General features: G+C 71.9%; 25 protein-coding genes and 1 riboswitch. Of the genes, 16 read left to right on the top strand and 9 right to left on the bottom strand.

Features of this window, described 5'->3' with window-relative positions:
• Window positions 1-127 precede the first annotated feature (127 nt).
• From ACIA77_RS06300 to ACIA77_RS06280, 5 genes are all read left to right on the top strand, one after another.
• A complete protein-coding gene (locus ACIA77_RS06300) occupies window positions 128-721 on the top strand; it encodes a CDP-alcohol phosphatidyltransferase family protein (protein ID WP_395884719.1) in 594 nt (197 codons plus the stop codon).
• A gap of 46 nt (window positions 722-767) precedes the next feature.
• Window positions 768-1,151 carry a glycine cleavage system protein GcvH gene (gene gcvH, locus ACIA77_RS06295; protein ID WP_395884718.1) on the top strand — a complete coding sequence of 128 codons (384 nt, stop codon included), beginning with the start codon at window positions 768-770 and terminating at the stop codon, window positions 1,149-1,151.
• A 132-nt stretch (window positions 1,152-1,283) separates the two neighbouring features.
• Window positions 1,284-1,751 (top strand): glycogen accumulation regulator GarA, encoded by a 468-nt coding sequence (gene garA, locus ACIA77_RS06290; RefSeq protein WP_033287853.1) that lies wholly within the window; start codon window positions 1,284-1,286, stop codon window positions 1,749-1,751.
• A complete protein-coding gene (locus ACIA77_RS06285; protein WP_395884717.1) occupies window positions 1,748-2,506 on the top strand; it encodes a MerR family transcriptional regulator in 759 nt (252 codons plus the stop codon). The genes garA and ACIA77_RS06285 overlap by 4 nt, the downstream gene beginning before the upstream one ends.
• Window positions 2,507-2,725: 219 nt before the next feature.
• Window positions 2,726-3,199, top strand: coding sequence for a bifunctional nuclease family protein (locus ACIA77_RS06280; RefSeq protein WP_395884716.1), 474 nt, complete (start codon window positions 2,726-2,728; stop codon window positions 3,197-3,199).
• Window positions 3,200-3,246: 47 nt separating this feature from the next.
• On the opposite strand, the gene ACIA77_RS06275 is transcribed toward ACIA77_RS06280, so the two are convergent.
• Entirely contained in the window at window positions 3,247-3,882 is a 636-nt protein-coding gene (locus ACIA77_RS06275; protein WP_395884715.1) for a TetR/AcrR family transcriptional regulator, read from the bottom strand.
• A gap of 256 nt (window positions 3,883-4,138) precedes the next feature.
• Here ACIA77_RS06275 and ACIA77_RS06270 point away from each other — a divergent pair, with 256 nt between their 5' ends.
• Complete coding sequence (locus ACIA77_RS06270; protein ID WP_204095912.1) at window positions 4,139-4,720, top strand: MerR family transcriptional regulator; 582 nt, start codon at window positions 4,139-4,141, stop codon at window positions 4,718-4,720.
• A gap of 41 nt (window positions 4,721-4,761) precedes the next feature.
• Window positions 4,762-4,862, top strand: a riboswitch (glycine riboswitch).
• A gap of 330 nt (window positions 4,863-5,192) precedes the next feature.
• On the opposite strand, the gene ACIA77_RS06265 is transcribed toward ACIA77_RS06270, so the two are convergent.
• A complete protein-coding gene (locus ACIA77_RS06265) occupies window positions 5,193-5,555 on the bottom strand; it encodes a nuclear transport factor 2 family protein (protein ID WP_395884714.1) in 363 nt (120 codons plus the stop codon).
• A gap of 181 nt (window positions 5,556-5,736) precedes the next feature.
• Here ACIA77_RS06265 and ACIA77_RS06260 point away from each other — a divergent pair, with 181 nt between their 5' ends.
• Both ACIA77_RS06260 and ACIA77_RS06255 read left to right on the top strand, forming a co-directional pair.
• Complete coding sequence (locus tag ACIA77_RS06260; protein ID WP_395884713.1) at window positions 5,737-6,543, top strand: helix-turn-helix domain-containing protein; 807 nt, start codon at window positions 5,737-5,739, stop codon at window positions 6,541-6,543.
• Between the two features lie 93 nt (window positions 6,544-6,636).
• Window positions 6,637-7,461 (top strand): aldo/keto reductase, encoded by an 825-nt coding sequence (locus ACIA77_RS06255; RefSeq protein WP_395884712.1) that lies wholly within the window; start codon window positions 6,637-6,639, stop codon window positions 7,459-7,461.
• Window positions 7,462-7,521: 60 nt separating this feature from the next.
• On the opposite strand, the gene ACIA77_RS06250 is transcribed toward ACIA77_RS06255, so the two are convergent.
• The 6 genes from ACIA77_RS06250 to ACIA77_RS06225 form a co-directional block, all read right to left on the bottom strand.
• Window positions 7,522-8,223, bottom strand: coding sequence for a hypothetical protein (locus ACIA77_RS06250; RefSeq protein ID WP_395884711.1), 702 nt, complete (start codon window positions 8,221-8,223; stop codon window positions 7,522-7,524).
• Window positions 8,224-8,341: 118 nt separating this feature from the next.
• Window positions 8,342-9,223: a 3-methyladenine DNA glycosylase gene (locus ACIA77_RS06245; protein WP_395884710.1), complete on the bottom strand. Its 882-nt coding sequence runs from the start codon at window positions 9,221-9,223 to the stop codon at window positions 8,342-8,344.
• Entirely contained in the window at window positions 9,220-10,263 is a 1,044-nt protein-coding gene (locus tag ACIA77_RS06240; protein ID WP_395884709.1) for a hemolysin family protein, read from the bottom strand. The genes ACIA77_RS06245 and ACIA77_RS06240 overlap by 4 nt, the downstream gene beginning before the upstream one ends.
• Entirely contained in the window at window positions 10,260-11,612 is a 1,353-nt protein-coding gene (locus ACIA77_RS06235; protein WP_395884708.1) for a hemolysin family protein, read from the bottom strand. The genes ACIA77_RS06240 and ACIA77_RS06235 overlap by 4 nt, the downstream gene beginning before the upstream one ends.
• Before the next feature lie 203 nt (window positions 11,613-11,815).
• On the bottom strand, window positions 11,816-12,382 hold the full coding sequence (locus ACIA77_RS06230) for a TIGR03086 family metal-binding protein (protein WP_395884707.1): 567 nt from the start codon (window positions 12,380-12,382) through the stop codon (window positions 11,816-11,818).
• A 43-nt stretch (window positions 12,383-12,425) separates the two neighbouring features.
• Entirely contained in the window at window positions 12,426-13,013 is a 588-nt protein-coding gene (locus ACIA77_RS06225) for a TetR/AcrR family transcriptional regulator (protein ID WP_395884706.1), read from the bottom strand.
• A gap of 184 nt (window positions 13,014-13,197) precedes the next feature.
• On the opposite strand from ACIA77_RS06225, the gene ACIA77_RS06220 reads away from it, so the two are divergent.
• Genes ACIA77_RS06220 through pip form a run of 5 tightly spaced genes read left to right on the top strand, consistent with a single transcriptional unit; the run spans window position 13,198 to window position 17,190 of the window.
• The gene (locus tag ACIA77_RS06220) at window positions 13,198-13,590 is read left to right on the top strand and encodes a hypothetical protein (RefSeq protein WP_395884705.1); all 393 of its coding nucleotides are present in this window, start codon (window positions 13,198-13,200) and stop codon (window positions 13,588-13,590) included.
• Window positions 13,587-14,231 (top strand): DUF3558 domain-containing protein, encoded by a 645-nt coding sequence (locus ACIA77_RS06215; RefSeq protein WP_395884704.1) that lies wholly within the window; start codon window positions 13,587-13,589, stop codon window positions 14,229-14,231. Before ACIA77_RS06220 ends, ACIA77_RS06215 begins: the two co-directional genes overlap by 4 nt.
• Complete coding sequence (locus ACIA77_RS06210; protein WP_395884703.1) at window positions 14,232-15,494, top strand: WXG100 family type VII secretion target; 1,263 nt, start codon at window positions 14,232-14,234, stop codon at window positions 15,492-15,494.
• Window positions 15,491-16,240 (top strand): ESX secretion-associated protein EspG, encoded by a 750-nt coding sequence (locus ACIA77_RS06205; protein WP_395884702.1) that lies wholly within the window; start codon window positions 15,491-15,493, stop codon window positions 16,238-16,240. The genes ACIA77_RS06210 and ACIA77_RS06205 overlap by 4 nt, the downstream gene beginning before the upstream one ends.
• A 2-nt stretch (window positions 16,241-16,242) precedes the next feature.
• Window positions 16,243-17,190, top strand: coding sequence for a prolyl aminopeptidase (gene pip / locus ACIA77_RS06200; protein ID WP_395884701.1), 948 nt, complete (start codon window positions 16,243-16,245; stop codon window positions 17,188-17,190).
• A 79-nt stretch (window positions 17,191-17,269) separates the two neighbouring features.
• Here the strand turns inward: pip and ACIA77_RS06195 are convergent, their stop codons facing one another.
• Window positions 17,270-18,469, bottom strand: a complete 1,200-nt coding sequence (locus tag ACIA77_RS06195; RefSeq protein WP_395884700.1) for a Glu/Leu/Phe/Val dehydrogenase dimerization domain-containing protein — start codon at window positions 18,467-18,469, stop codon at window positions 17,270-17,272.
• Between the two features lie 120 nt (window positions 18,470-18,589).
• Here ACIA77_RS06195 and ACIA77_RS06190 point away from each other — a divergent pair, with 120 nt between their 5' ends.
• From ACIA77_RS06190 to egtB, 3 genes are all read left to right on the top strand, one after another.
• Entirely contained in the window at window positions 18,590-19,516 is a 927-nt protein-coding gene (locus ACIA77_RS06190) for a LysR substrate-binding domain-containing protein (RefSeq protein WP_395884699.1), read from the top strand.
• Between the two features lie 178 nt (window positions 19,517-19,694).
• Complete coding sequence (locus ACIA77_RS06185; RefSeq protein WP_395884698.1) at window positions 19,695-20,957, top strand: glutamate-cysteine ligase family protein; 1,263 nt, start codon at window positions 19,695-19,697, stop codon at window positions 20,955-20,957.
• The gene (gene egtB / locus ACIA77_RS06180; protein WP_395884697.1) at window positions 20,954-22,303 is read left to right on the top strand and encodes an ergothioneine biosynthesis protein EgtB; all 1,350 of its coding nucleotides are present in this window, start codon (window positions 20,954-20,956) and stop codon (window positions 22,301-22,303) included. The genes ACIA77_RS06185 and egtB overlap by 4 nt, the downstream gene beginning before the upstream one ends.

Here is a 22,303-nt window from a genome sequence, read left to right as displayed (position 1 = left end):
GCCGCCACCTTTCCCCGATTCCGCCGGCCCCGCCGGGTGGTGAGCGCCGCGGCGCGGGAAATCCGCGACGCGACCCGACCGCGTGACCACCGGCGTCGGCGGCGGCCGCCCCCTCTAGGCTGAGCAGGTGACGACGGTCCCCGAGCCCAAGACGGAGCCTTCCCTGCTGCGGCAGGCGTTCAACGTCCCGAACCTGCTGTCGCTGCTGCGGCTCGCGGGTGTGCCCGTGTTCCTCTGGCTCCTGCTGGGCCCGAAGGAGGACGGCTGGGCGCTCGCGCTGCTCGTCTTCTCCGCGCTCACCGACTGGCTCGACGGCAAGCTCGCCCGCTGGCTCGACCAGATGTCGCGGCTGGGACAGCTGCTCGACCCCGCCGCCGACCGGCTGTACATCCTCGCGACGCTCGTCGCGTTCCTCATCCGCGGCATCATCCCGTGGTGGGTCGTCGTGCCGCTCCTGCTGCGCGAGGCCGTGCTCGGGGTGTGCGTGCTGGCCTTGCGCCGCGGCGGGTTCGCGCCGCCCGAGGTGACGTACATCGGCAAGGGTGCGACCTTCGTGCTGATGTACGCGTTCCCGTTCCTGCTGCTCACGCAGGGCGGGTCGACGGTGGCCGCGGTGGCGCGGCCGATCGCCTACGCGTTCATGATCTGGGGCGGGGTGCTCTACGTGTGGTCCGGTGCGCTGTACGTCGTGCAGGCAGTGCGCGCACTGCGCAGCCGGTGATGGAAGACTGCCCGCGACGAAATCGGTTCCAGGAAGGGGAGGGGCGTTGACCACTCCAGAAGAGCTGCGTTACACCGAGGAACACGAGTGGGTGGCCACGCGGGAAGGTGCGCTCGTCCGCGTGGGCATCACGGAGTACGCCCAGGACCAGCTCGGCGACGTCGTGTTCGTCGACCTCCCCGAGGTCGGCAAGCAGGTCGGCTCGGGCGACGTCTTCGGCGAAGTCGAGTCGACCAAGAGCGTCTCGGAGCTGTTCGCGCCGGTCGACGGCGAGATCGTGGCGGTGAACGACGCGGTGGGCGAATCGCCGGAACTGATCAACTCCGACCCCTACGGCGAGGGCTGGCTCGTCGAGATCCGCATGGACGACCCGTCGGGGCTCGACGCCCTGCTCGAAGCCGAGGCGTACCAGGCGCTGACCCACGGCTGAGCCCGTTCGGGCTGGCCCGGGGGTTCCGCAGGCCGAAGGGGGAGCCCCGGGGTCCGGAACCGATCAGGCACGGTACGTTGGCAGCTACACGTTCTTGGTCAATGGCAACATCTTGTGTAGAGGAGAGCTCAGGTGAGCACGAACGACGGGCCCGGCGTTCCCCCGGAGCAGTCTCCGGAGCGGACCTCTGTCTTCCGGGCCGACTTCCTGGCCGATGTCGAAGGCCAGGAGTCCGCGCCGGCTGCCGAGGCACCGGTTCAGGGCGTCGACGCCCTGCCACCGGGTTCCGCCCTCCTGGTCGTCAAGCGCGGCCCCAACGCGGGTTCGCGCTTCCTGCTGGACCGCGACACCACGAGCGCGGGCCGGCACCCGGACAGCGACATCTTCCTCGACGACGTCACGGTCTCCCGCCGCCACGCCGAGTTCCGGCGTGAGGGCGGCGAGTTCGTCGTCATCGACGTCGGTTCCCTGAACGGCACGTACGTCAACCGCGAGCCGGTCGACCAGGCCGTGCTCGCCGGCGGCGACGAGGTCCAGATCGGGAAGTTCCGCCTGGTCTTCCTGACGGGCCCGGGACACGGGGGCCAGGGGGCGCAGTGACGGCGGCCGGGCAGCCCGGTCGTTCGGAGGCCCGGCGCGACGGGTTGAGCATCGGGGCGGTTCTGGCGCAGCTGCGCGGCGACTTCCCCGATGTCACCATCTCCAAGATCCGGTTCCTCGAGGCGGAAGGCCTGGTCCGGCCGGGCCGCACGGCTTCGGGGTACCGGCAGTTCGCCCCGGCGGACGTGGAGCGTCTGCGCTTCGTGCTGTCCGCGCAGCGGGACCACTACCTCCCGCTCAAGGTCATCAAGGAACAGCTGGACGCGGCGGAGTCCGGTGCGGAGCCCGCCGCGGCCGCACCCCGCCTGCCTCGCAAGCTGGTGTCGCTCGACCCGGCCGACACCGGCGGCCTGCCGTCGGCGGAGGACTTCGAGACCGGACCCGAGGTCCGGCTGACGCAGGAAGAGCTGCTGGCGCAAGCCGGCATCGACGTCGCGACGCTCGCCGAACTGCAGCAGTACGGGCTGGTGCGGCCGGGCGCGGCCGGGTTCTTCGGGCCCGACGCGGTGCTGATCGCGCGCACGGTGAAGGCCATGACCGAATTCGGTATCGAGCCGAGACACCTGCGTGCCTTCCGCGCGGCGGCCGACCGCGAGGTCGGGCTCCTCGAGCAGATCGTGACCCCGGTGTATCGCCACCGTGACGAGGACGCGAAAGCCCGGGCCGACGAGGTGGTGCGGGAGCTCGCGGCCCTGTCGGTGACGCTGCACACGCTCCTCGTGAAGGCGGGCATCCGGGGCGTCACCGGTGGCTGAACCGGACACATCGGGCCGAGAACCCGTTCACATCACTTGTCAATGCCTGAATGTTGGGCTCCGCATGCCGTACCGTGAGAGACGGTTTGCGGCGCAGCGAACCGAGAAAGTCCGCCACTAGCGAGCACAGTGCCCTGAGGACGGGTAGCGTCGAACCCAACGGCGCGAGTACGTCTCACCGCGCTGCAGCCCGTGTGCACGAGAGGGAGGCGAAACCCGATGAGCGAGATGCGCGTCGTCGGTGTGCGGGTGGAGCTGCCCCACAATCAGCCGATCTTGTTGCTGCGGGAGACCGAGGGCGAGCGGTACCTGCCGATCTGGATCGGGTCGGTCGAGGCGACCGCGATCGCCTTGGAGCAGCAGGGAGTCCGGCCCGCCCGGCCACTGACCCACGACCTCCTCAAAGAGGTCATCGGGGCGCTCGGCCGCGAGCTCGAGCAGGTCGTGATCACCGACCTGAAGGAAGGCACGTTCTTCGCCGAGCTCGTCTTCGACGGTGACATCCGGGTGTCCGCCCGCCCGAGCGACTCGGTCGCGCTGGCGCTGCGGATCGGCGTCCCCATCCACGCGGTCGACGCGGTGCTGGAGGAAGCCGGCCTGATCATCCCGGACGAGCAGGAGGACGAGGTCGAGAAGTTCCGCGAGTTCCTCGACTCCGTCTCCCCCGAAGACTTCCGCGGCGCGGACACCTGAGCCGCGCCGCCGGTGTGAACGCGGACGTCCCCGCGTTCGCGCCGACGTCACCGCTGCGGAGCCGTCGCCCGTTCGAACAGGTCCGCGACCTCCCGCCCGTACCGGTCGAGGTCGATCGACGGGTCCGCCGCGTACGCCGCCGCCACCCCGTCGATGGCCTGGGCGATCGACATCGCCATCACCTCCGGCGCGAAGTCGCCGAACGCCCCTTCGTCCTGCCCCTGCTTGAGCTGGCGTTGCACGGCGCCCACGCGCAGCTCGCCGACCAGGACTGACGTCATGGCCCAGCCGTCCGCGTCGCCGGCGATCGCCGACAGCTCGCCGAGCACCTTGACGCACTCGGGGTACTCGCGCAGGAACGCCACCGACGTCTCGATGTGCGCGCGCAGGTTCCCCGGCCGATCGCCGGGGTCGATGCCCCGGCTGCGTTCCTGCAGGAACATCGCCTTCGTCTCGGACACCGTGCTCAGCACGTTCTGCATCAGCCCGGCCTTGTTCGTGAAGTGGTAGCTGATCATGCGGGTGCTCGAGAGCCCCGCGCGCTCCTTGATCTTGGCGAACGTGGTGCGCGCGTAGCCGTGGTCGGCGATCGTCGCGATGGTCGCGCCGATGATCTGCGCCCGCGTGGTCGCCTCGGTGACGCTCAGCCCCAGCTCGGCTTGCGTATCGAAGTTTACTCGCATGAGTAAATGGTTACTCAGCTGAGTAAGTCGTGTCAAGTCGTACGGCGAACGGACCAAAGCCTCGAGACGAGCTGGAGGTACGCCGCGCGTCGCGTTGACCGGTCCGCAACGCGGCCTTACCGTCGAAGGCGGTAAATCGCCACGATGTGATTCTCCGAGCGGAGCGCGGTCGTGGCGGTTCTCCCCGGCCGATCCCGCTCCTGGGCTCGACCGGCTGTCGTTCGCCGGCCACCTGGTCGGGCGAAGGGAGGCTTGCGTGGTCGAGGCTGGTAGTCCGGAGAGGCCGCCCGTTCGTGCCGCCGATGGCGAGCAGGGCGAGCTGTTCCCCGACTCCTCCCTTCCGGACGAGCTGGTCGGCTACCGCGGCCCGGCCGCGTGCCAGATCGCGGGAATCACGTACCGGCAGCTCGACTACTGGGCCCGGACGAAGCTGGTCGCGCCGAGCATCCGCACCGCGCACGGCTCGGGTTCGCAGCGGCTGTACTCGTTCAAGGACATCCTGGTCCTGAAAGTCGTGAAGCGCCTGCTGGACACCGGCGTCTCGCTGCAGAACATCCGCGTCGCGGTCGACCACCTGCGCGTGCGCGGGGTCCGCGACCTGGCCCGCGTCACCCTCTTCTCCGACGGCACCACCGTGTACGAGTGCACCTCGCCGGAGGAGATCGTGGATCTGCTCCAGGGCGGGCAGGGCGTGTTCGGCATCGCGGTCAGCGGCGCGATGCAGGAGATCAGCGGCACCATCCACGAGTTCCCGGCCGAACGCGCCGACGGCGGCGTGATCGAATCGGTCGTTCCGGACGAGCTCACCCAGCGCCGCAACTCCCGCCGCACCGGGTGATCACCGCGCGCGGCGGCGCGCTAAACTGAAGGTGCGGTCGACGAACCCGCGCGGGAGAGACCGAGCCGGCATCCACGAGCTCGGCGCCGAAGGAGCAAGTCCTCCCCGGAACCTCTCAGGCACCCCGGACCGCGCGGACGAGACGCCTCTGGAAAGTGGGCCGGCTGGAGACCACCAGCCGGTTCCGCCGACGGTGCAAGCCCGGCAATCCACGCGGGTGAAACTCTCAGGCGCCCCAAGGGGTACGGACAGAGTGGGGAGGACCTCGGACCTGGCTGTCGTGCCGGGTCCGGGAAGGGCCGGCGCGGGTGGTTCAGACCTCGTGCGGCCGAACGAGTGATCGTTGCGCGCCAGGGGTCACCGACTGTGGTCCGGACCTCGTGGCACACTGGTCTGAACCGCTTACCCGGTCCACAGTGGAACGCGGCGGCGGACCCGCGGATTGCGCGAGCCCGCCGCGTCGCGCGGCACCTCAGCCCGGGATCTTGTCCAGGAACCCGTGCACCTTGGAAATGCGGCCGTCGGCGAGTTCGACGACGTCGAAGCCGATGGCGAGGGGCTCGGCGGCGCCCGGAGCCGTGAGGTGCCAGTGGAAACGCGCCAGGTCGTGGTGCCCGTCCGGGGCCTCCGGCAAGCTGAAGGTCAGCCCGGCGAACTGGGCCTGCGCACCGCCGATGAAGCCGTCGATGCCGTCGTGGCCGGTGACGGCGCCCAGCGGGTCGGTGTAGGACGCGTCGGGCGTGAAGACCTCGGCGACGAGAGCGCGCCGGCGCTCGGCGTCGGTCTCGTTCCAGATGGCGAGGTACTGCTCGACGGTGGTGGTCACATCGGACACGGGTGTGCTCCCTCTGCTTGGCGGACAACGGGTTCGTCGTCCGGTGTGCCGCCAAGACTGCTGCGCCCGGCGGTGTTCGTCGATTACGCCGGAGGTAACGGTCGCCCGGCCGGAAACCCGCACCCGGCGATTACCCGCGGGGTAATGGCCCCCGACGGCCGCGGGCCGTAGCGTCGGACCCGTGACGACTTCGGTGAAGGCCCCCACGCGGCGCGCGGTCGGCGAACTCCTGCGGGAGTGGCGCGACCGGCGCCGCATCAGCCAGCTCGACCTCGCGCTCGCGGCGGACGTCTCCACGCGCCACCTGAGCTTCGTCGAGACCGGTCGCTCCCAGCCGAGCCGCGAGATGGTGCTGCGCCTCGGCGAGCACCTCGACGTCCCGCTGCGCGAGCGCAACCGGCTCCTGCTCGCCGCCGGCTACGCGCCCGCCTACGGCGAGAGCGAGCTGACCGCGCCGGAGCTGACGGCGGTGCGCGACGCGGTCCGGCTGCTGCTCACCGGGCACGACCCGTACCCGGCGGCGGTCGTCGACCGCGGCTGGAACCTGGTCGACGCCAACACCAGCCTCGGCCTGCTCATCGAGGGCGTGGCCCCGGACCTGCTGGCGGCCCCGGTCAACGTCCTGCGGGTCACGCTGCACCCCGACGGCATGGCGCCGCGCATCCTGAACCTGGGGGAGTGGCGCGCTCACCTGCTCGGCCGGCTGCGCCGCCAGGTCGAGAGCACCGCCGACGCCGAGCTCGCCGAACTGCTCGCGGAGCTGCGCGGGTACCCGTGCGACCAGCCGGTGCCGGAGGTCGAGGTGCCGGGCCCCGGCGACCTCTTCGTCCCGCTGCGCTACGTGCACCGCGGCACCGAGCTGACGTTTTTCAGCACCGTCGCCACCTTCGGCACACCGCTCGACGTCACCGTGGCCGAGCTGGTCATCGAATCCTTCTACCCGGCGAACCCGGAGACGGCGCGGTACCTGCGCGCGCAGGCGGGCTGAACACGCCGAGCGGCGAGGTGCCGGGCCGGGGCGCGCGGGGAGTGGAAGGATCGCCGGTGCACCCAGGAACACCGCAGTGAGGAACCCGCCTTCATGGCCAACCCGCCCCTGCTCACCCTGAACAACTCCGTGCCGATCCCGCAGCTCGGGTTCGGCGTCTACCAGGTCCGCGCCGCGCAGGCGGAGAACGTCGTCACGGCGGCGATCGAAGCGGGTTACCGCAGCATCGACACCGCCACGCTCTACCGCAACGAAGCCGAGGTCGGCGCCGCCGTCCGCGCGTCCGGCGTGGCGCGGGAAGAGCTGTTCGTGACCACCAAGGTGTGGAACGACTCCCACGGCTACGACAACACGCTGCGCGCGTTCGACCGGAGCGTGGCCGAACTCGGGCTCGAGCAGGTCGACCTCTACCTGATCCACTGGCCGCAGCCGCGGCTGGACCGCTACGTCGAGACCTGGCGCGCGCTGGAGCAGCTCTACCGCGACGGCCGCGTGCGCGCGATCGGGGTGTCGAACTTCGGCGTCCCGCAGCTGCGGCGGCTGCTCGACGAGACCGACGTGGTCCCGGCCGTGAACCAGGTCGAGCTGCACCCGTGGTTGCAGCAGCTGCCGCTGCGCACTTTCCACGCCGAGTACGGGATCGCCACCGAGGCGTGGAGCCCGCTCGCGCGCGGGCGGCTGCTGGGCGACCGCGTGATCACCTCGCTCGCGGCGAAGTACGGCAAGTCGCCGGCCCAGCTGGTGCTGCGCTGGCACCTGCAGCAGGGGATCATCGCGATCCCGAAGTCGGCGACGCCGGCGCGGATCCGGGAGAACTTCGCGGTCTTCGACTTCGAGCTCGCCGACGACGACCTCGTCGCGCTGGCCGAGCTCGACGAAGGCCGCCGCACGGGCGCCGATCCCGAAGCGTTCGGCTGACGTTCCGCGAAAAGCGGCCGGTCCCGGAGTCCGGGACCGGCCGCTTTTCGCGTCCGGAGGTCAGGCGGCGCGGATGCCGGCCGCGGCGAAGGCGGCCAGCTGCGCGGGTTCCTTGAGGTACGCGCGGAAGGTCTGCGTGGCGCGCTGCTGGTTCTCGTCGGCCGTCGGCCCGCCGAGCGACGAGCCTGCCAGGCCCACGAACGGGTAGTCGGCGGGCTTGCCGGTGCCGATCGGCATCGCCGGCGCGCCGATGAGCGCGGGCTTGGTGTTCGTCAGCTGCGTGACCCAGTACGACGACTCGGGGATCCAGCCGTCGGGCAGCCCGCCGATGGTGGCCAGGTCGGCTTTGCCGGTCAGGGCGTTGAGCACGTCCGCGGAGGGCTTGCTCTCGATGTCGACGTGCACGCACGCACCGTGGATCTGCGTGAGGTCGGAGTTCCAGCGGCTCGCGGCGGTGTCGACCGGCTTGGCGATCTGCGGGGTGACGACGACGCGCACGACCGTGCGCGTCCCGGTGCACGTGGCGGCCTGGGCCTCGGCGCGGTTGTTGAGAACGCTGTCGGCGTAGTTCCAGCCGAAGACACCGAGCGCGACCAGGACGACGAGTCCGAGGCAGGCGAAGGGCCACTTGGCGATCCGGCGGCGCGGGGCCTTCGCGGCGACGATCCGGTGGGAGCCGGTCGTCTCGCTGCGGCCCTGGGGGCGCTTCGGCGGATCGAGGGGGTGCGGCACCGGCTCTTCGGCCAGGCTGTGTCGCCCCATCGTTGTCCTTTCGAGATGTGCGCACACGCGCTGCTATGCAATCAAACCGTTATCACTCTAACAGGTTAGCGACCCTGGGTGAATAACATGACTCACAGTTGCACGGTCTGTACTTAATTCACCCTTTGCCGCCGAGCAGGTGACGGCAGTGCGCGATCAGCCGAGCGCGCAACGGGGCCGCCCGGCGGGCGAACGCGCCCTGCGCCCGGGCGTACTCCGCCCGCCCCTCCGGGGTCTCGATGCGGACGGGGGAGTAGCCGTACCCGGCAAGATCATACGGGCTCGCCCGCATGTCGAGTTCGCGGATGTCGGCTGCGAGCTCGAAGCAGTCGGCGACCAGCTCGGCCGGGACGAACGGGTCGAGTTTGTACGCCCACTTGAACAGGTCCATGTTGGCGTGCAGGCAGCCTGGCTGCTCGAACGCGACCTGGTTCTCGCGCGCCGGCTCGAGGGTGTTGCGCGGCCGCGCGGGCGGCGTGAAGAACCGGAACGCGTCGAAGTGGCCGCAGCGGATCTCCAGCGACTCCACCACGCGGTCCGTCCCGGCCGAGCCGAGGCGCAGCGGTACCTGAGAGTGGCGCACCGAATCCGCGGGCTCGCCGTAGACCATGGCCCACTCGTGCAGCCCGAAACAGCTCAGCCGCGGCGAGCGCGACGCGGTGGCGTCGAGCAACCGCAGCACGAACTGCGCGGTGTTCGCGCGGCGGCCGGTGAACGCGGCCGGGTTTAGCGTCACGCCGTGGCCGGTCTCGACGTAGGCGGGCCGGTCGAGGAACCGGCGCGCGGCGGGGCCGGCGAGCACCACGTCCGGGCCCGGCTGCCAGCGCTCGAGGTGACCGGGCCGGTACGAGTAGTACGTGAACAGGAAGTCGAGCACGGGGTGCTTCTCGCCCCGCGCCCGGCGTTCCTGGTGCGGCGCGGTCCACGCCCGCATCCGCTGGACGTGGGCCCGCTCCCGGGCCTGCCACTGCGGCTCGGCGAGCACGACCGGCCCGGTCATGCCGTCACGTGGGTGCCGTCGCGCACGGTGCCCACGTACTCCTCGACGAGGTCCTCGAGCGCGACGACACCGACGGCCTGGCCCGCGGCGTCGAGCGCCCGCGCGAGGTGGCTGCCTTCCTTGCGCATGGCCGAAAGCGCCACGTCCAGCCGGGCGTCGGCGCGCAGTTCGGTGAGCGGGCGCGTCTTCGAGTCCGGCACGCTCGTGTCCGGGCTCTGGCCGACGAGGTCGAGCACGTCCTTCACGTGGATGTAGCCGGTGAGGGTGCCGTCGTCGGTGCAGACCGGGAAGCGCGAGAACCCCGTGGAGGACACCGCGCGCTCGACGTCGCCGAGCGTCGGTCCACAAGGGAGGGTGGTGAGCTGCGCGGTCGGCACCAGCACGTCGGACACGGTCTTGGCGACCGACGACAGCGTCTGCGAGAGCCGCTCGTGCTCCGACTGGTCCAGCAGGCCTTCGCGGCGCGACTCGCTCAGCAGCTCGGCCAGCTCGTCGGACGTGTAGGCCGTCTCCAGCTCGTCCTTCGGTTCCACCTTGACCAGGTGCAGGATCGAGTTCGCCACGAAGTTGAGGAACCAGATCACCGGGTTCGCGAGCTTCACCCACGCGACGTGCACCGGCACCAGCCACAGCGCGAGCCGCTCGGGCTCGGCGATCGCGAGGTTCTTCGGGACCATCTCGCCGACGAGCACGTGCAGCATCGTGATGAACGCGAGCGCGATCGCGAACGACACCGGGTGCAGCACCTGCTGGGGCAGGCCGAGCAGGTCGAAGAACCCGGAGAGCCGGTGAGCCACCGCGGGTTCGCCCAGCCGGCCGAGCAGCAGTGAGCAGATGGTGATGCCCAGCTGGGCGCCGGCGAGCATGCGCGACACGTGCATGCTCGCGCCGATCACGATCTTCGCGCGCGTCTTCCCCTGCTCCAGCAACGCTTCCAGCCGGTCGCGGCGCGAGGAGATCAGGGTGAACTCGGCGCCGACGAAGAACGCGTTGGCCAGCAGCAGCACCACGACGAGGGCGATGTTCAGCCAGTCGCTCACGCGATCACCTCGCGCCCGGTGCTCTGCGGTTCGGCCGCCGGTTCGACGGGCCGCACCTCGACCTCCGCGATCCGGTGCCGGTCCATGCTCGTGACGGTGAGCTGCCAGCCGTCGACCACGGCAGCGTCACCCTCGGCGGGGATGCGGCCGAGCCGTTCCAGGATCAGGCCGGCGATGGTTTCGTAGTCGCCGTCGGGCATGCGGAACCCGGTGACCTCGCTGACTTCGTCCGAGCGCAGCTGGCCGGACACGAGCCAGCTGTCGGAGCCGACCTGTTGCGAGGCCGGGGCTTCGCCCTCGTCGTGCTCGTCGCGGACGTCGCCGATGATCTCCTCGACCACGTCCTCGAGCGTCACGAGTCCCGCGGTGCCGCCGTACTCGTCGACGACGAGGGCGAGCTGGTAGCGCGAATCGCGCAGGCGGTTGAGCAGGTCGTCGCCCGAGAGCGATTCGGGCACGGTCGGGACCGGGCGCATCACCGACGCGATGGGGACCGTCGCGCGGTCGTCGGCCGCGACGGCGAACGCCTGCTTGACGTGCACGGCGCCCTGCACGTCGTCGAGGTCTTCGCGGTACACGGGGAACCGCGAGAACCCGGTGCGGCGCGAGATCTCGATGAGGTCGTTGATCGTGTCGTCCACGGTCAGCGACTCGACCTGCACGCGGGGTGTCATCAGTTCTTCCGCGGTGCGTTCGCCGAAGCGCAGCGAGCGGTCCAGCAGCTCCGCCGTGGACGTGTCGAGCTTCCCGCTCTCGGCGCTGGAGCGCACGATCGAGCCCAGCTCCTGCGGGGACCGCGCGGACCGCAGTTCTTCCTGCGGCTCCACACCGAACTTGCGCACCACGAAGTTGGCGCTGTTGTTCATCAGCGTGATGAGCCAGCGGAACAGCGCCGAGAAGCGCGAGTGGTAACCGGTCACGGCGCGCGCCGTGGTCAGCGGGCGCGCGATCGCGATGTTCTTCGGCACCATCTCGCCGAGGATCATCGACAGGAACGTGGCCAGGACCAGTGCGACGACCACCGAGATGCCGGCGGCGACCGCCGTGGAGAACCCGACGGAGTCGAAGATCGGGCGCACCAGCTCGCCGATGAGCGGTTCGGCCAGGTAACCGGTGATCAGCGTGGTCAGCGTGATCGCCACCTGCGCGCCGGAGAGCTGGAAGCTCAGCGTGCGGTGGGCCTTCTGCACCGCCAGCGAGCGGCGGTCGCCGTTCTGGCGGACGTCGGCGTCGACCGTGCTGCGCTCAAGCGCGGTGAGCGAGAACTCCGCGGCGACCGCGAGGCCGGTGCCGATCGTGAGCAGGACGAACAGGAGTACACCGAGGACGGAGAGCAGGACGTGGGTCATGCCGCACCGCCCACGGAGGGCGAGGGGGCGGCTGGCGGGAAGCCGGGTCGTCGACCCGGCCCGGTACTGTCACCGGGCGACTGCGCGGCGCGCACGTGTGGAGTCACTCCTAGCGAAGAGAAATCGGCTTGTACTGCGACGATGCCGACAATCCTAACGTGTTCCCCACGAGCGCCGGGGGAGTGCGCCGGGTGTCGGACGGCTCAGCGCGGCCGGCGGCCCAGCAGCGCGACCAGCCGCGTCGCCGCGCTCGCCCCGCGCCCCACCGCCACCGGCGGGTCGAACAGGCCGATGCCCTGCCAGTCGTCGACCATCGGCCGCAACACCTCGAGCAGGTGCGCGGCCAGGCCGGACGGCACCGGGTTGGGCTTGCCGAGCGCGATCGCGAGGTCCCAGCCGTGCACGGCGAGGTCCAGCACCATCTGCCAGCCGTACTCCTCGGCGGGGATCAGTCCGAACGAGACGTGCACGGTGCGCTGCAGCACGCCCGGCGCGACCCACGCTTCACGCGCGGCTGCCGCCGCCGTCTCCCACGCCACGACCGGGTCGTCGCCGAGCACGTCGCCGTCGAAGCGGTCACCGACGTCGTCCAAAGTGGCGCCCTCGAGCAGCAGCGGCGCCCACAGCTGTTCGGCCACGAGGTGGTTGACGAGGTCGCGGACGGACCACTCGGCGCACGGGGTGGCGCGCGGCCAGTCGGCGGGGCCGGTCTCGTGCACGGCCCGGTCGAACACTTCGAGTGCCTGCGCGTGGGCGTCGAGGAGGTGCACGGGCACATTCAACACGAATTCCCGGTCCGCGCAGTGCGGGAACCTATCGGGTGGCGCCGGGCCGGTGTCGTCGGACGGTCTCCTCGACCAGGTCCAGCACCGGGCCGAGGTCGTCGCCGGGCAGGCCCATCGCCAGGTGCGAGACCAGGCCTTCGAGGACGAGCTCGAGGAACGCGGTGAGCACGTCGACGTCCACGTCGTCGCGCAGGTTGCCCGCCTCGCGCTGGCGCATGAGGCGTTCGCGGGTCGCGGTGGTCAGCTGCTCGGAGCGCTCGGCCCAGCGGGCGCGGAACTCCGGGTCGGTGCGCAGGCGGCGGGAGACCTCGAGCCGCGTGCCGAGCCAGTCGGCGGGGTGCTCGCTGTCGCCGGCGAGCAGTTCGCGCATGACCTGCACGAGGCCCTGCTCGGCCACGACGTCGGCCATCCGGACCGCGTCGTCCTCGGCGAGGGCGAGGAACAGCGACTCCTTGTCGCGGAAGTGGTGGAAGATCGCCCCGCGCGACAGGCCTGTCGCCTCCTCGAGGCGGCGAACTGTGGCACCCTCGTACCCGTAACGGGCGAAGCACACGCGCGAACCGTCGAGGATCTGGCGCCGGCGTGCGTCGAGGTGGTCCTGGCTGACCCGTGGCATCCTCGAATCCTGACATCTGGGACGGGGCTTTCGCAATCCGTACGTACGTACTGTGACCCGGAGTCGCCGGAACCGCGCGCCGCCGTTCTTCGTCTCACCTTGGCCACGTACTGCTGACACGGACGGGGCTGGTGACTACGCTGTGCGTGATCACGGTGAGTGAGACTGGGGAAAGGGAACGGCCTTGATCATCGGCGAAGCAGGCCGTGCGGCGCAAACCGTCTTCGGCGACGTGGCCAGCCGCGCTCCCGTGTACGGCGGCGGTGGCGGCGGCACGTTCGAGATGGACCCCGCGGAACTCGACACCGTGATCGGGCTGTGGGAAGACCAGCTCACGAAGATCACCGAGGACGCCCAGACCATCCGCGCCATCTCCGACAACCTCCGCGCGCCCGGCACCGACCCGGCCAGCACCGGCTACGCCAGCACCGGGCTCGACTCGCTGCAGGCGCTCGAGGACCAGAACGAGTCGATGCGCAAGTACGTGCAGGGTTACGTCGAGAAGCTCAAGGCGGCCCGCGGCAAGACCGTCGCCGCCGACCAGGTGGCCGGCGACACGTTCGCGCAGGCCCGGTGACCGTGGCCGAGTTCGCTCGACGGGCGGCCCTCGGGTGCGCCGCGGTCCTCGGTTCGGCCCTGCTCGCCGCGTGTTCCGGTGCGACCGGGGGCACCGCGCAGCCCGCGCCGGCGTCGGCGAGTTCCCCGGCGGACACCAGCGGAGCGAATCCCGCGGTGCCCAAGGTCGGCCACCCGCTGGACGTGTCCGCGTACGTGGGCGATCCGTGCCGGACCGTGCCGCCTTCGGTGCTGACGCCCCTGGGCTACACCACGCCGGGCGAGCCGCACACCGCGGCCGCCGCCGACACCTCCGCCGGTCCCTACTGCGGCTGGCTGATCGGCGCCGAGGGACTGAGCGTCCAAGTGGGACTGCTGACCGGCAACCGCGACCGCGGCACGGGCGGGCTTTCCGGGCTGTACCAGGGCAAAGCCGCCGGGCAGGTCGGGTTCCTCGCGCCCGCGCCCGCGGTCGCCGGGTACCCCGCCGTCTACACGGGACTGCGGGACCGCCGCGCACGGGGCGACTGCGGCCTCGACGTCGGCATCGCCGACGACCTCGTCTTCTCGGTCGCCGCCCTGGGGTACCAGGGCGAGCAGGATTCCTGCCACGTGGCGGAAACCGTGGCGGCCGCCGTCGTCGGCACACTCAAGGGGGCTTAGGTGGACGGCAAGCAGATCTACGACAACTTCAGAACCGGCAACACCTCGGGCCTGCGCGCCGCGGCCACGCAGGTGCAGCAGCTGTCCTCGGCGTACCTGGAGCGGGCGCAGAGCATCAAGGACCTCCAGGACCGCATGGCGAAGTCGTGGCGCGGCGATGCGGCCGACGCCGCCAACGCCGGCGCGGGACCGCTGGAGAAGGCGTTCGCGAACACGGCGGACCCGCTCGACATGACGAACGCGTCGGTCGAAATGCAGGCCAGCAGTTTCGAGGATTCGAGCCACGCGGTGGTCGAGGTGCCGCCGAAGCCGGACAAACCCAACCCGTGGACGACGGGGCTGAAGGCGGCCATCCCGATCGCCGGGCCGTTCATGGCGGCCCACGACCAGAACTCCTACCAGGACAAGCTGAACGAGTACAACGCCGCCAACGACACGAACGTGCGCGTGATGGACCAGTACAACGGCGTCACCACGAGCACGAAGTCGGTGCTGCCGACGCAGTACGGCACGCTCGAGTCCGACGGCGCGGCGATCCGGCTGTCGACGCCGGTGCCGCCGGAGCACGTGACCCTCCCCGGGGGCGGGGGAACGACGACGCCGGGCGCGTCGGGCACCGGCACGACGACGGGCCACGGCCCGGCGACCGGCGTCCAGACCACCGGCACCGCCACGCACCACACCACCGGGAACCACCCCACCACGGGCGGGCCCGACACGAGCAGCACCGGAGGTACGCACCCGCACCCCGCGGGCCCGCACGACCCGACCGGCACCACCACGACGCAGAGCAGCACCGGCGGCACTGACACGCTCACGCCGCCGGGCCCGCGGGTTCCGGGCGGCCCGGACCAGTCGTTCGGGCCCGGCCGCCCCGGCGGCACGCTGTTCGTGCCGACCACCGGTGCGACCCCGGTGCCCGGTCCGGCCGGGCTGGTCGGCGGCAGCCCGGAAGACGCGCCGGGGCGCGGCGTGGCCGGCGGACGGGCCGGCGGTGCGGCGGAGCCGGGGGGTGTGCGCGGTGGCGCGGGTGCGCGGTCCGGCGTCGGTGGCCTGAAGGGCGTCGCCGCGGAGGAAGCGGCTGCGGCGCGGAGCGCGTCGGCGGGCCGGGGCGGGCCGATGGGATCCGCGGGCGCGGGCGGCCGTCGCGGGGAAGAGGAGGAGGACGCCGAGCACCGCCGTCCCGACTACCTCGTCGAAGCCGACCCCGACGCCCTCTTCGGCACCGACCAGCGGACCATCCCGCCGGTCATCGGCGGGTGACGGTCGTGGCGGGACGGGTCGACGTGCCCCTCGAGGCACTCGCGGCGCTGGCCGAACGCGAGCAGGTCGGCTCGTTGCACGTGACCCTGCGGCCCGAACCCGTGTGGCTGTCCGACCTCGAACGCGAAGAAGCGGCCAAGCGCACCGACGACGCGCTCGCCGAAGCCGGCCTGGTCGACGGGCGCGGCCGCGCGACCGTCGCGTTCCTCGACTGGCTGCCGCTGCTGTCGCGGCCCGCGCTGGAGTACTACGGGTGGGTTTCCGTCGACGGCCACACCTACGGCGTGCTCGTCGCGGCCGGCGGGCTGCAGGCCGTGCTCGCGGTGTCCGACGGCGAGCACGTGGGCGTGCAGGAGATCGACCGGCAGCGGCTGGTCGAGACCTTCGTCGAGCAGCTCCCGCGCGTCGGCGCGGGTGGCGGAACTCCGCGCACCGTCAGGGTTTCCGACCTCGCGGAGGCCGCGCGCGGCGGCGTGGACGCGTACCCGCTGGAGCCCGCGGTCGCCGATCTCGTCAGCCTCGTGCAGCGCCCCGTTCACGGCGGCGGTGAGCTGTACGCCGCCCGCCGCGACGAAGTGGGCCGCCGCGTGTGCCTGGCGGAACCGTTGCACTACGCCGACACGGACTGGGGCCGCTACCTCAGCTACACCACGGGTGCCGGCGCGGACGCCGTGATCCACCTCGCGCCGGCCGCGCCGGCCGACCTGTGCCGGACGCTGCGCGAGCTGGCCACCGAACTGGAGTGACGATGCCCGGCCTGCACCCCGAGATCACCCCGTACCGCACGGGCCGGCTCGACGTCGGCGACGGCCACTCCGTGTACTGGGAGGAGTGCGGCAACCCGGACGGCAAACCGGCGCTGGTGGTCCACGGCGGCCCCGGAGGCGGCTGCACCCCCGTGCACCGCCGGTACTTCGATCCCGCGCGCTACCGCGTCGTGCTGTTCGACCAGCGCGGCTGCGGCCGCAGCACCCCGCACGCCGGCGAACCGGTCGCCGACCTCTCCGCGAACACGACCCCGCACCTGATCGCCGACGTGGAGCTGCTGCGCACCACCCTGGGCATCGACCGCTGGCTGCTGTTCGGCGGTTCGTGGGGCTCGGTGCTTTCGCTGCTCTACGCCGAACGCCACCCGGGCCGCGTGAGCGAACTGGTGCTGCTGAGCCTCGCGACCGACCGGCAGGCCGAGCTCGACCTGCTCACCCGCGGGCTCGGCGCGGTCTTTCCCCGGGCGTTCGCGAAGTTCCGCGACGGCGTCCCCGAGCAGGACCGCGACGGGGACCTCGCCCGCGCCTACCACCGGCTCCTGATGGATCCCGATCCCGCCGTCCACGAACCGGCCGCCCGCCGCTGGTGCGAGTGGGAGGACGCGATCCTGTCGCGGGAAACCCCTTCGCCGCGCTTCGCCGACCCGGCCTACCGCCTCGCGTTCGCCCGTCTCGTTACGCACTACTTCGCCAACGCCTGCTTCTCCACCGACGGCGCCGTCCTGCGCGACGCCCCGCTGCTCGCCGGGATCCCCGCGGTGCTCGTGCAGGGCGTCCTCGACCTCGGCAACCTCGCCGGCACGCCGTGGCTGCTCGACCACGCCCTGCCGGACGCCGAACTGGTGCTGGTCTCCGACTCCGGGCACACCGCGGGCACGGGCTCCCTGGCCGACGTCGTCGTGGCCACGCTCGACCGGCTCGCCGGCTGAAGTCCCGGCAACGACCGGAAATCCGGGAAGATTCGCGCGGTGCCCCGCCCCGGCCCGGGACACCGCGCGACCCCCGGCTCTACGGGATGAGCAGCGCCGGCGCGCCCTCGTCGGCGTGGGCCTGTGCGGCCCGCGCGGCGCGCGTCTCCTCGGCCAGCCGGAGACCGGTGACGCGGGGCGGCACGCGGTCGAGGTTCCACTCGGTCAGCAGCAGCGCTACCTTCGCCTGCATTTCGGTGCGCAGCCGCAGGAACGAGTCGGCCGGGTCGGCGCCGACCTCGCCGAGCAGCAGCCACCACGCCCACGCCGCGGCGCCCGCGTTCGCGACGAAGTCCGGGATCAGCGCGACGCCGCGGGCGGACAGGGCGCCTTCGGCCTCGGGGGTCGTGGCGGCATTGGCCGCTTCCACGACGACCTTGGCCTTCACGAGGTTCTCGTTGTCCACGCGCAGCGCGTACGAGATCGCGGCCGGCACGAAGATGTCGGCGTCGGTCGAGACGATCGCTTCGCGCGGCAGCGTGCGCACACCCTCGGGTAGCCGGGTGCGGTCGACCTCGCCGAAGCGGTCGCGCAGCTCCAGCAGCGCCGGGATGTCCAGACCCTGGGGGTCGTGCAGCGTGCCGGCGGCGTCGGCCACCGCGACGACCTTCACGCCCGCTTCGTGCAGGTACCAGGCGGCACCGCCGCCCATGGTGCCGATGCCCTGGATCGCGACGGTCGTCTCGCCGCTGTCCCAGCCCCACGCGGCCGCGGCGCCGAGGCAGGCCTGCGCGACGCCGTAGCCGCCGATCACGTCACCCAGCAGCAGCCCGCCGGGCACGGGGGCGTTGAGGCCGGCCTGCACGCGGCGCAGCGTGCGCGCCGGGTCGGCCGAGCGGTGGATCGCGGCGTGGTAGGACTGCTCGAGCCCGAGCTCCTCGAACACGGAGTCGATGAGGTGCTGCGGCACGCCGAGGTCCTCGGCCGTCACCCAGCTGGCGTCGAGCCACGGGCGCAGGAACTCGCAGAACCGCGTGAGCACGCCGAAGGCCCGCGGGTCCTTGGGGTCGAAGTCGAGGCCGCCCTTGGCGCCGCCGACCGGGAGGTTGAACGTGGCCGTCTTGTTCGCCATCCCGCGGGCGAGGTCCTCGACCTCGCCCATGGTGCAGCCCGCCCGCATCCGCGTGCCACCCGTGGCGACGCCGGACACGAGGCTGTGCACGACCAGGTAGCCGTGCGCGCCGGTGACGGGGTCGGTCCACGTCAGCCTCATCAACGGTTCGGCGTTCTGCGGAAGCATCGGGCCACTCACCTCCAGGAGTCGGGGGCGGCCCGGGTCGGCCGCCGCTTTCGAGAGTGCGGGCGGACCGGGCTTCGCGTCCATTTAACGAAGCTGCACGAAGTTGTTTAGGGTTCCTGCATGGAGCTTTCGTTGCACCGCCTGCGGATGCTCCGGGAGCTGCGGCGCCGGGGGACGGTGACCGCTGCCGCGGCCTCGCTGCACTACACGGCTTCGGCCGTGTCGCAGCAGCTGGCGCAGCTCGAACGGGACGTGGGCGCGAAGTTGTTCGAACGGCTCGGCCGGCGAGTGCAGCTGACCGAGCTGGGTGTGCTGCTGACCGAGCACGCCGAGGAGATCCTGGGGTCGGTCGAACGGGCGACCTTGGCCTTGGAGGAAGCCCAGGGCGCGATGTCCGCCCGGCTGACCGCGGGGGTGTGGGCGTCGGTCGCGTCGGGCCTGCTGCCGACGGCGCTGACGGCGCTGGCCGCGGAGTACCCGGGCATTCAGCTCAAAACGCGCGAGCTGGCCCCCGAGGACACGGCCGAGGCGGTGCGCGACGGCACCCTCGACCTGTCGTTCGTGCTCGACTACTCCGACGCGCCGATGCAGTGGGACGCGGGGCTGGAACGCGCCGTGGTGGCCGTCGAACGGCTGCACGCCGCGGTGCCGGCCGGCGCGGTGCCCGGGGGGTCGGTGGCGCTGAACGAGCTGGCCGAGCACCCGTGGATCCTCGCGAGCCCCAAGTCGCACTTCGGGCGCGCGATGCGCATGGCCTGCCAGCGCCACGGGTTCGCGCCGAAGATCAACCACGAGGTGGAGGAGCAGTCCACGGCCATGGCGATGGTCGGCGCGGGACTGGGCGTCACGCTCGTGTCGGACCTGGGCCTGCGGCTGCTGCGCCCGCCGGGCATCGACGTGGTCACGCTGACGACCCCGCTGCTGCGGACGGTGTCCATCGCCTACCGGCGCACGGAGATCCGGCGCCCGGCGCTGCACCTGGTCATCGCCGCGGTCCAGGCCGCCGCCGCGGAGCTCGGGCTGGGCACCGAACCGGCGCTCCCGTGATCACCCGGATGGCCGGGAATTCCGGATGTTCACGGTGAACACGCAGGTCAGCAGTCCTTACGAGATTCTTGTGAATGCCGTGCGCGGCGGCGAGGCCCTGATTTTGTCGGACCCCGCGTGTAGCGTCCGAAGGCACGAGGTCCCACCCCAGGGACCTCCTTCGATCGGACGGCGAACGATGACTGCGGTGCACGATTTTCCGGAGAAGTCCGGAAGTGCGTCGAACCTGACTGCGCGGGTGCTCGCCGACCGCGCGGCCGGGGAGGCGTACGTCGCCTCGGTGTGCTTCAAGCACGGCCCACCGAGACTGCTGGGCGTGGAACTCGAGTTCACGGTGCACCACACCGAGGACCCGGCCCGCCCGCTCGATCCCGATGTCCTGGCCACGGCACTGGGTCCGCACACCCCGCGGACTTTGCGCCCCGACAGTCCCGCAGCCCCGCTCCCCGGAGGCTCTCCCGTGAGTCTCGAGCCCGGTTGCCAGGTGGAGATCTCCACCCTTCCCCAGGCCTCACTGCGTGAGCTGAACGCAGTCGCTTCGGCCGACCTCTCCTTTCTCACCACCCTCCTCGCCCGCCACGGTCTCGTGCTCGGCGAGTCGGGTATCGACGCGCACCGCCCGCCGCGGCGGGTGCTGCACACCCCCCGCTACGCCGCGATGGAGCGGCGGTTCGCGCCGCTCGGCGAGGGCGGGATCACCATGATGTGCAGCACCGCCGGGCTGCAGATCTGCGTCGACGTCGGAGAGGGCGAAGACGTGGCCGCCCGCTGGGCGGCGGCGCACCTCATGGGCCCGCCGCTGCTGGCGGCCTTCGCGAACTCCCGGGTGCACGCCGGCCGGGACTCCGGCGCCGAGTCCGCGCGCTGGCTCGCGGTGATGGACACGGAGGCGGTCCGCACGCGCGCGGCCGACCCCGGGCCCGATCCGGCCGCCGGCTGGGGGCGGCGGATGATGGACACGCCGCTCATGGTGCTGCCCCGCGGCGACCGGCCGTGGGACGCGCCCGACGGCCTGACGTTCGCCGACTGGATCCGCGGCCGCGGCGCGGCCGCGGTCCTGAGCCCGCCGACCGACGAGGATCTCGACTACCACCTCACCACGATGTTCACGCCGGTGCGGCCCCACGGGTACCTCGAGATCCGCTACCTCGACGCGCAGCCGCCGGGGGAGTGGCTGGCCCCGGTCGCCCTCGTCTCGGCGCTGCTCGCCCGTCCGTCCACAGTGGACGAAGTCCGCGAGCTGTGCGCGCCGGTCGCGGGCCGCTGGGCCGACGCGGCCCGCTCCGGGCTGCAGGACGACAGCATCGCCGCTGTCGCCAAGGACCTGGTGGAGCTCGGGATCACCGAGCTGGGGACCACCGGTCTGGACACCGAAACCACCACCGAGATCACCGAAAGCGTGCGCGCACGCGTGAACGGATCGAGGAGTCACCAGCGATGAGCGTCACCCCCGAGCACAACCCGCTGCTCGAGCTGAGCCCGCAGGACTTGCGGGCCCACGCGGCCGAAGCCCTCACGCGGGCGCGGGCCCGCAGCGTCGCCCTCACCGACGCCGTCGACGACGAGGACCTGGTGCGCCAGCACTCGAAGCTCATGTCGCCGCTGGTCTGGGACCTCGCGCACATCGGCAGCCAGGAGGAGCTGTGGCTCGTCCGAGACGTCGGCGGCCGCGAACCGCTGCGCCCGGACATCGACGACCTCTACGACGCGTTCCAGCACAAGCGCGCCGACCGACCGGACCTGCCGCTGCTGGGCCCGGCCGAGGCCCGCGCGTATGTGCGCGAGGTCCGCGAGAAGGCGTTCGACGTGCTGGAGAAGGCGCCGCTGGAGGGCCGGCGGCTCACCGAGAGCGCGTTCGCGTTCGGCATGATCACCCAGCACGAGCAGCAGCACGACGAGACCATGCTGGCCACGCACCAGTTGCGCCAGGGTGAGCCGGTGCTCCACGCCCCGGAGCCGCCCGCCGCGCCGACGCGGCGGCTGCCCGCCGAGGCGCTCGTGCCGGGCGGCCGGTTCACGATGGGCACGACGGCCGAGCCGTGGGCGCTGGACAACGAACGCCCGGCCCACGAGGTCGACGTGCCCGCGTTCTTCCTCGACACCACCCCGGTCACGTGCGGTGCGTACGTCGAGTTCCTCGAATCCGGTGGTTACGACCAGCGCCGCTTCTGGAGCGACGCCGGTTGGACCTACCAGCAGGAGCACGACATCACCGCGCCGCGGTTCTGGCACCGCGAGCCGGACGGCTGGTGGCGCACCCGGTTCGGGGTGCGCGAGCCGGTGCCGGTGAACGAGCCCGTTGTGCACGTGTCGTACTACGAAGCCGAGGCGTTCGCGGCGTGGGCGGGCAAGCGCCTGCCCACCGAGGCGGAGTGGGAGAAGGCGGCCCGCCACGACCCGGCGACCGGGCGCTCGCGCCGCTTCCCGTGGGGCGACGAGGAACCGGCGGCCGACCACGCCAACCTCGGCCAGCGGCACCTGCGCGCGGCCGAAGCCGGCGCGTACCCGGCCGGTGCGTCGCCGCTGGGGATCCACCAGCTGATCGGCGACGTGTGGGAGTGGACGAGCACCGATTTCCACGGTTACCCGGGCTTCGCGTCGTTCCCGTACCGCGAGTACTCGGAGGTGTTCTTCGGCCCGGAGTACAAGGTGCTGCGCGGCGGCTCGTTCGGCACCGACGCGGCGGCGATCCGGGGGACGTTCCGCAACTGGGACTACCCGATCCGGCGGCAGATCTTCTCCGGCTTCCGCTGCGCCCGCGATCCCCGGCCCGGCGAGGTGAGCTAG

It is taken from the genome of Amycolatopsis sp. NPDC051903 (genome assembly GCF_044452505.1).
In the GTDB taxonomy this organism is placed as follows: Bacteria; Actinomycetota; Actinomycetes; order Mycobacteriales; family Pseudonocardiaceae; genus Amycolatopsis.
Note: the sequence above shows the minus strand (reverse complement) of the source record. Positions and strands in the feature narration are given on the sequence as shown.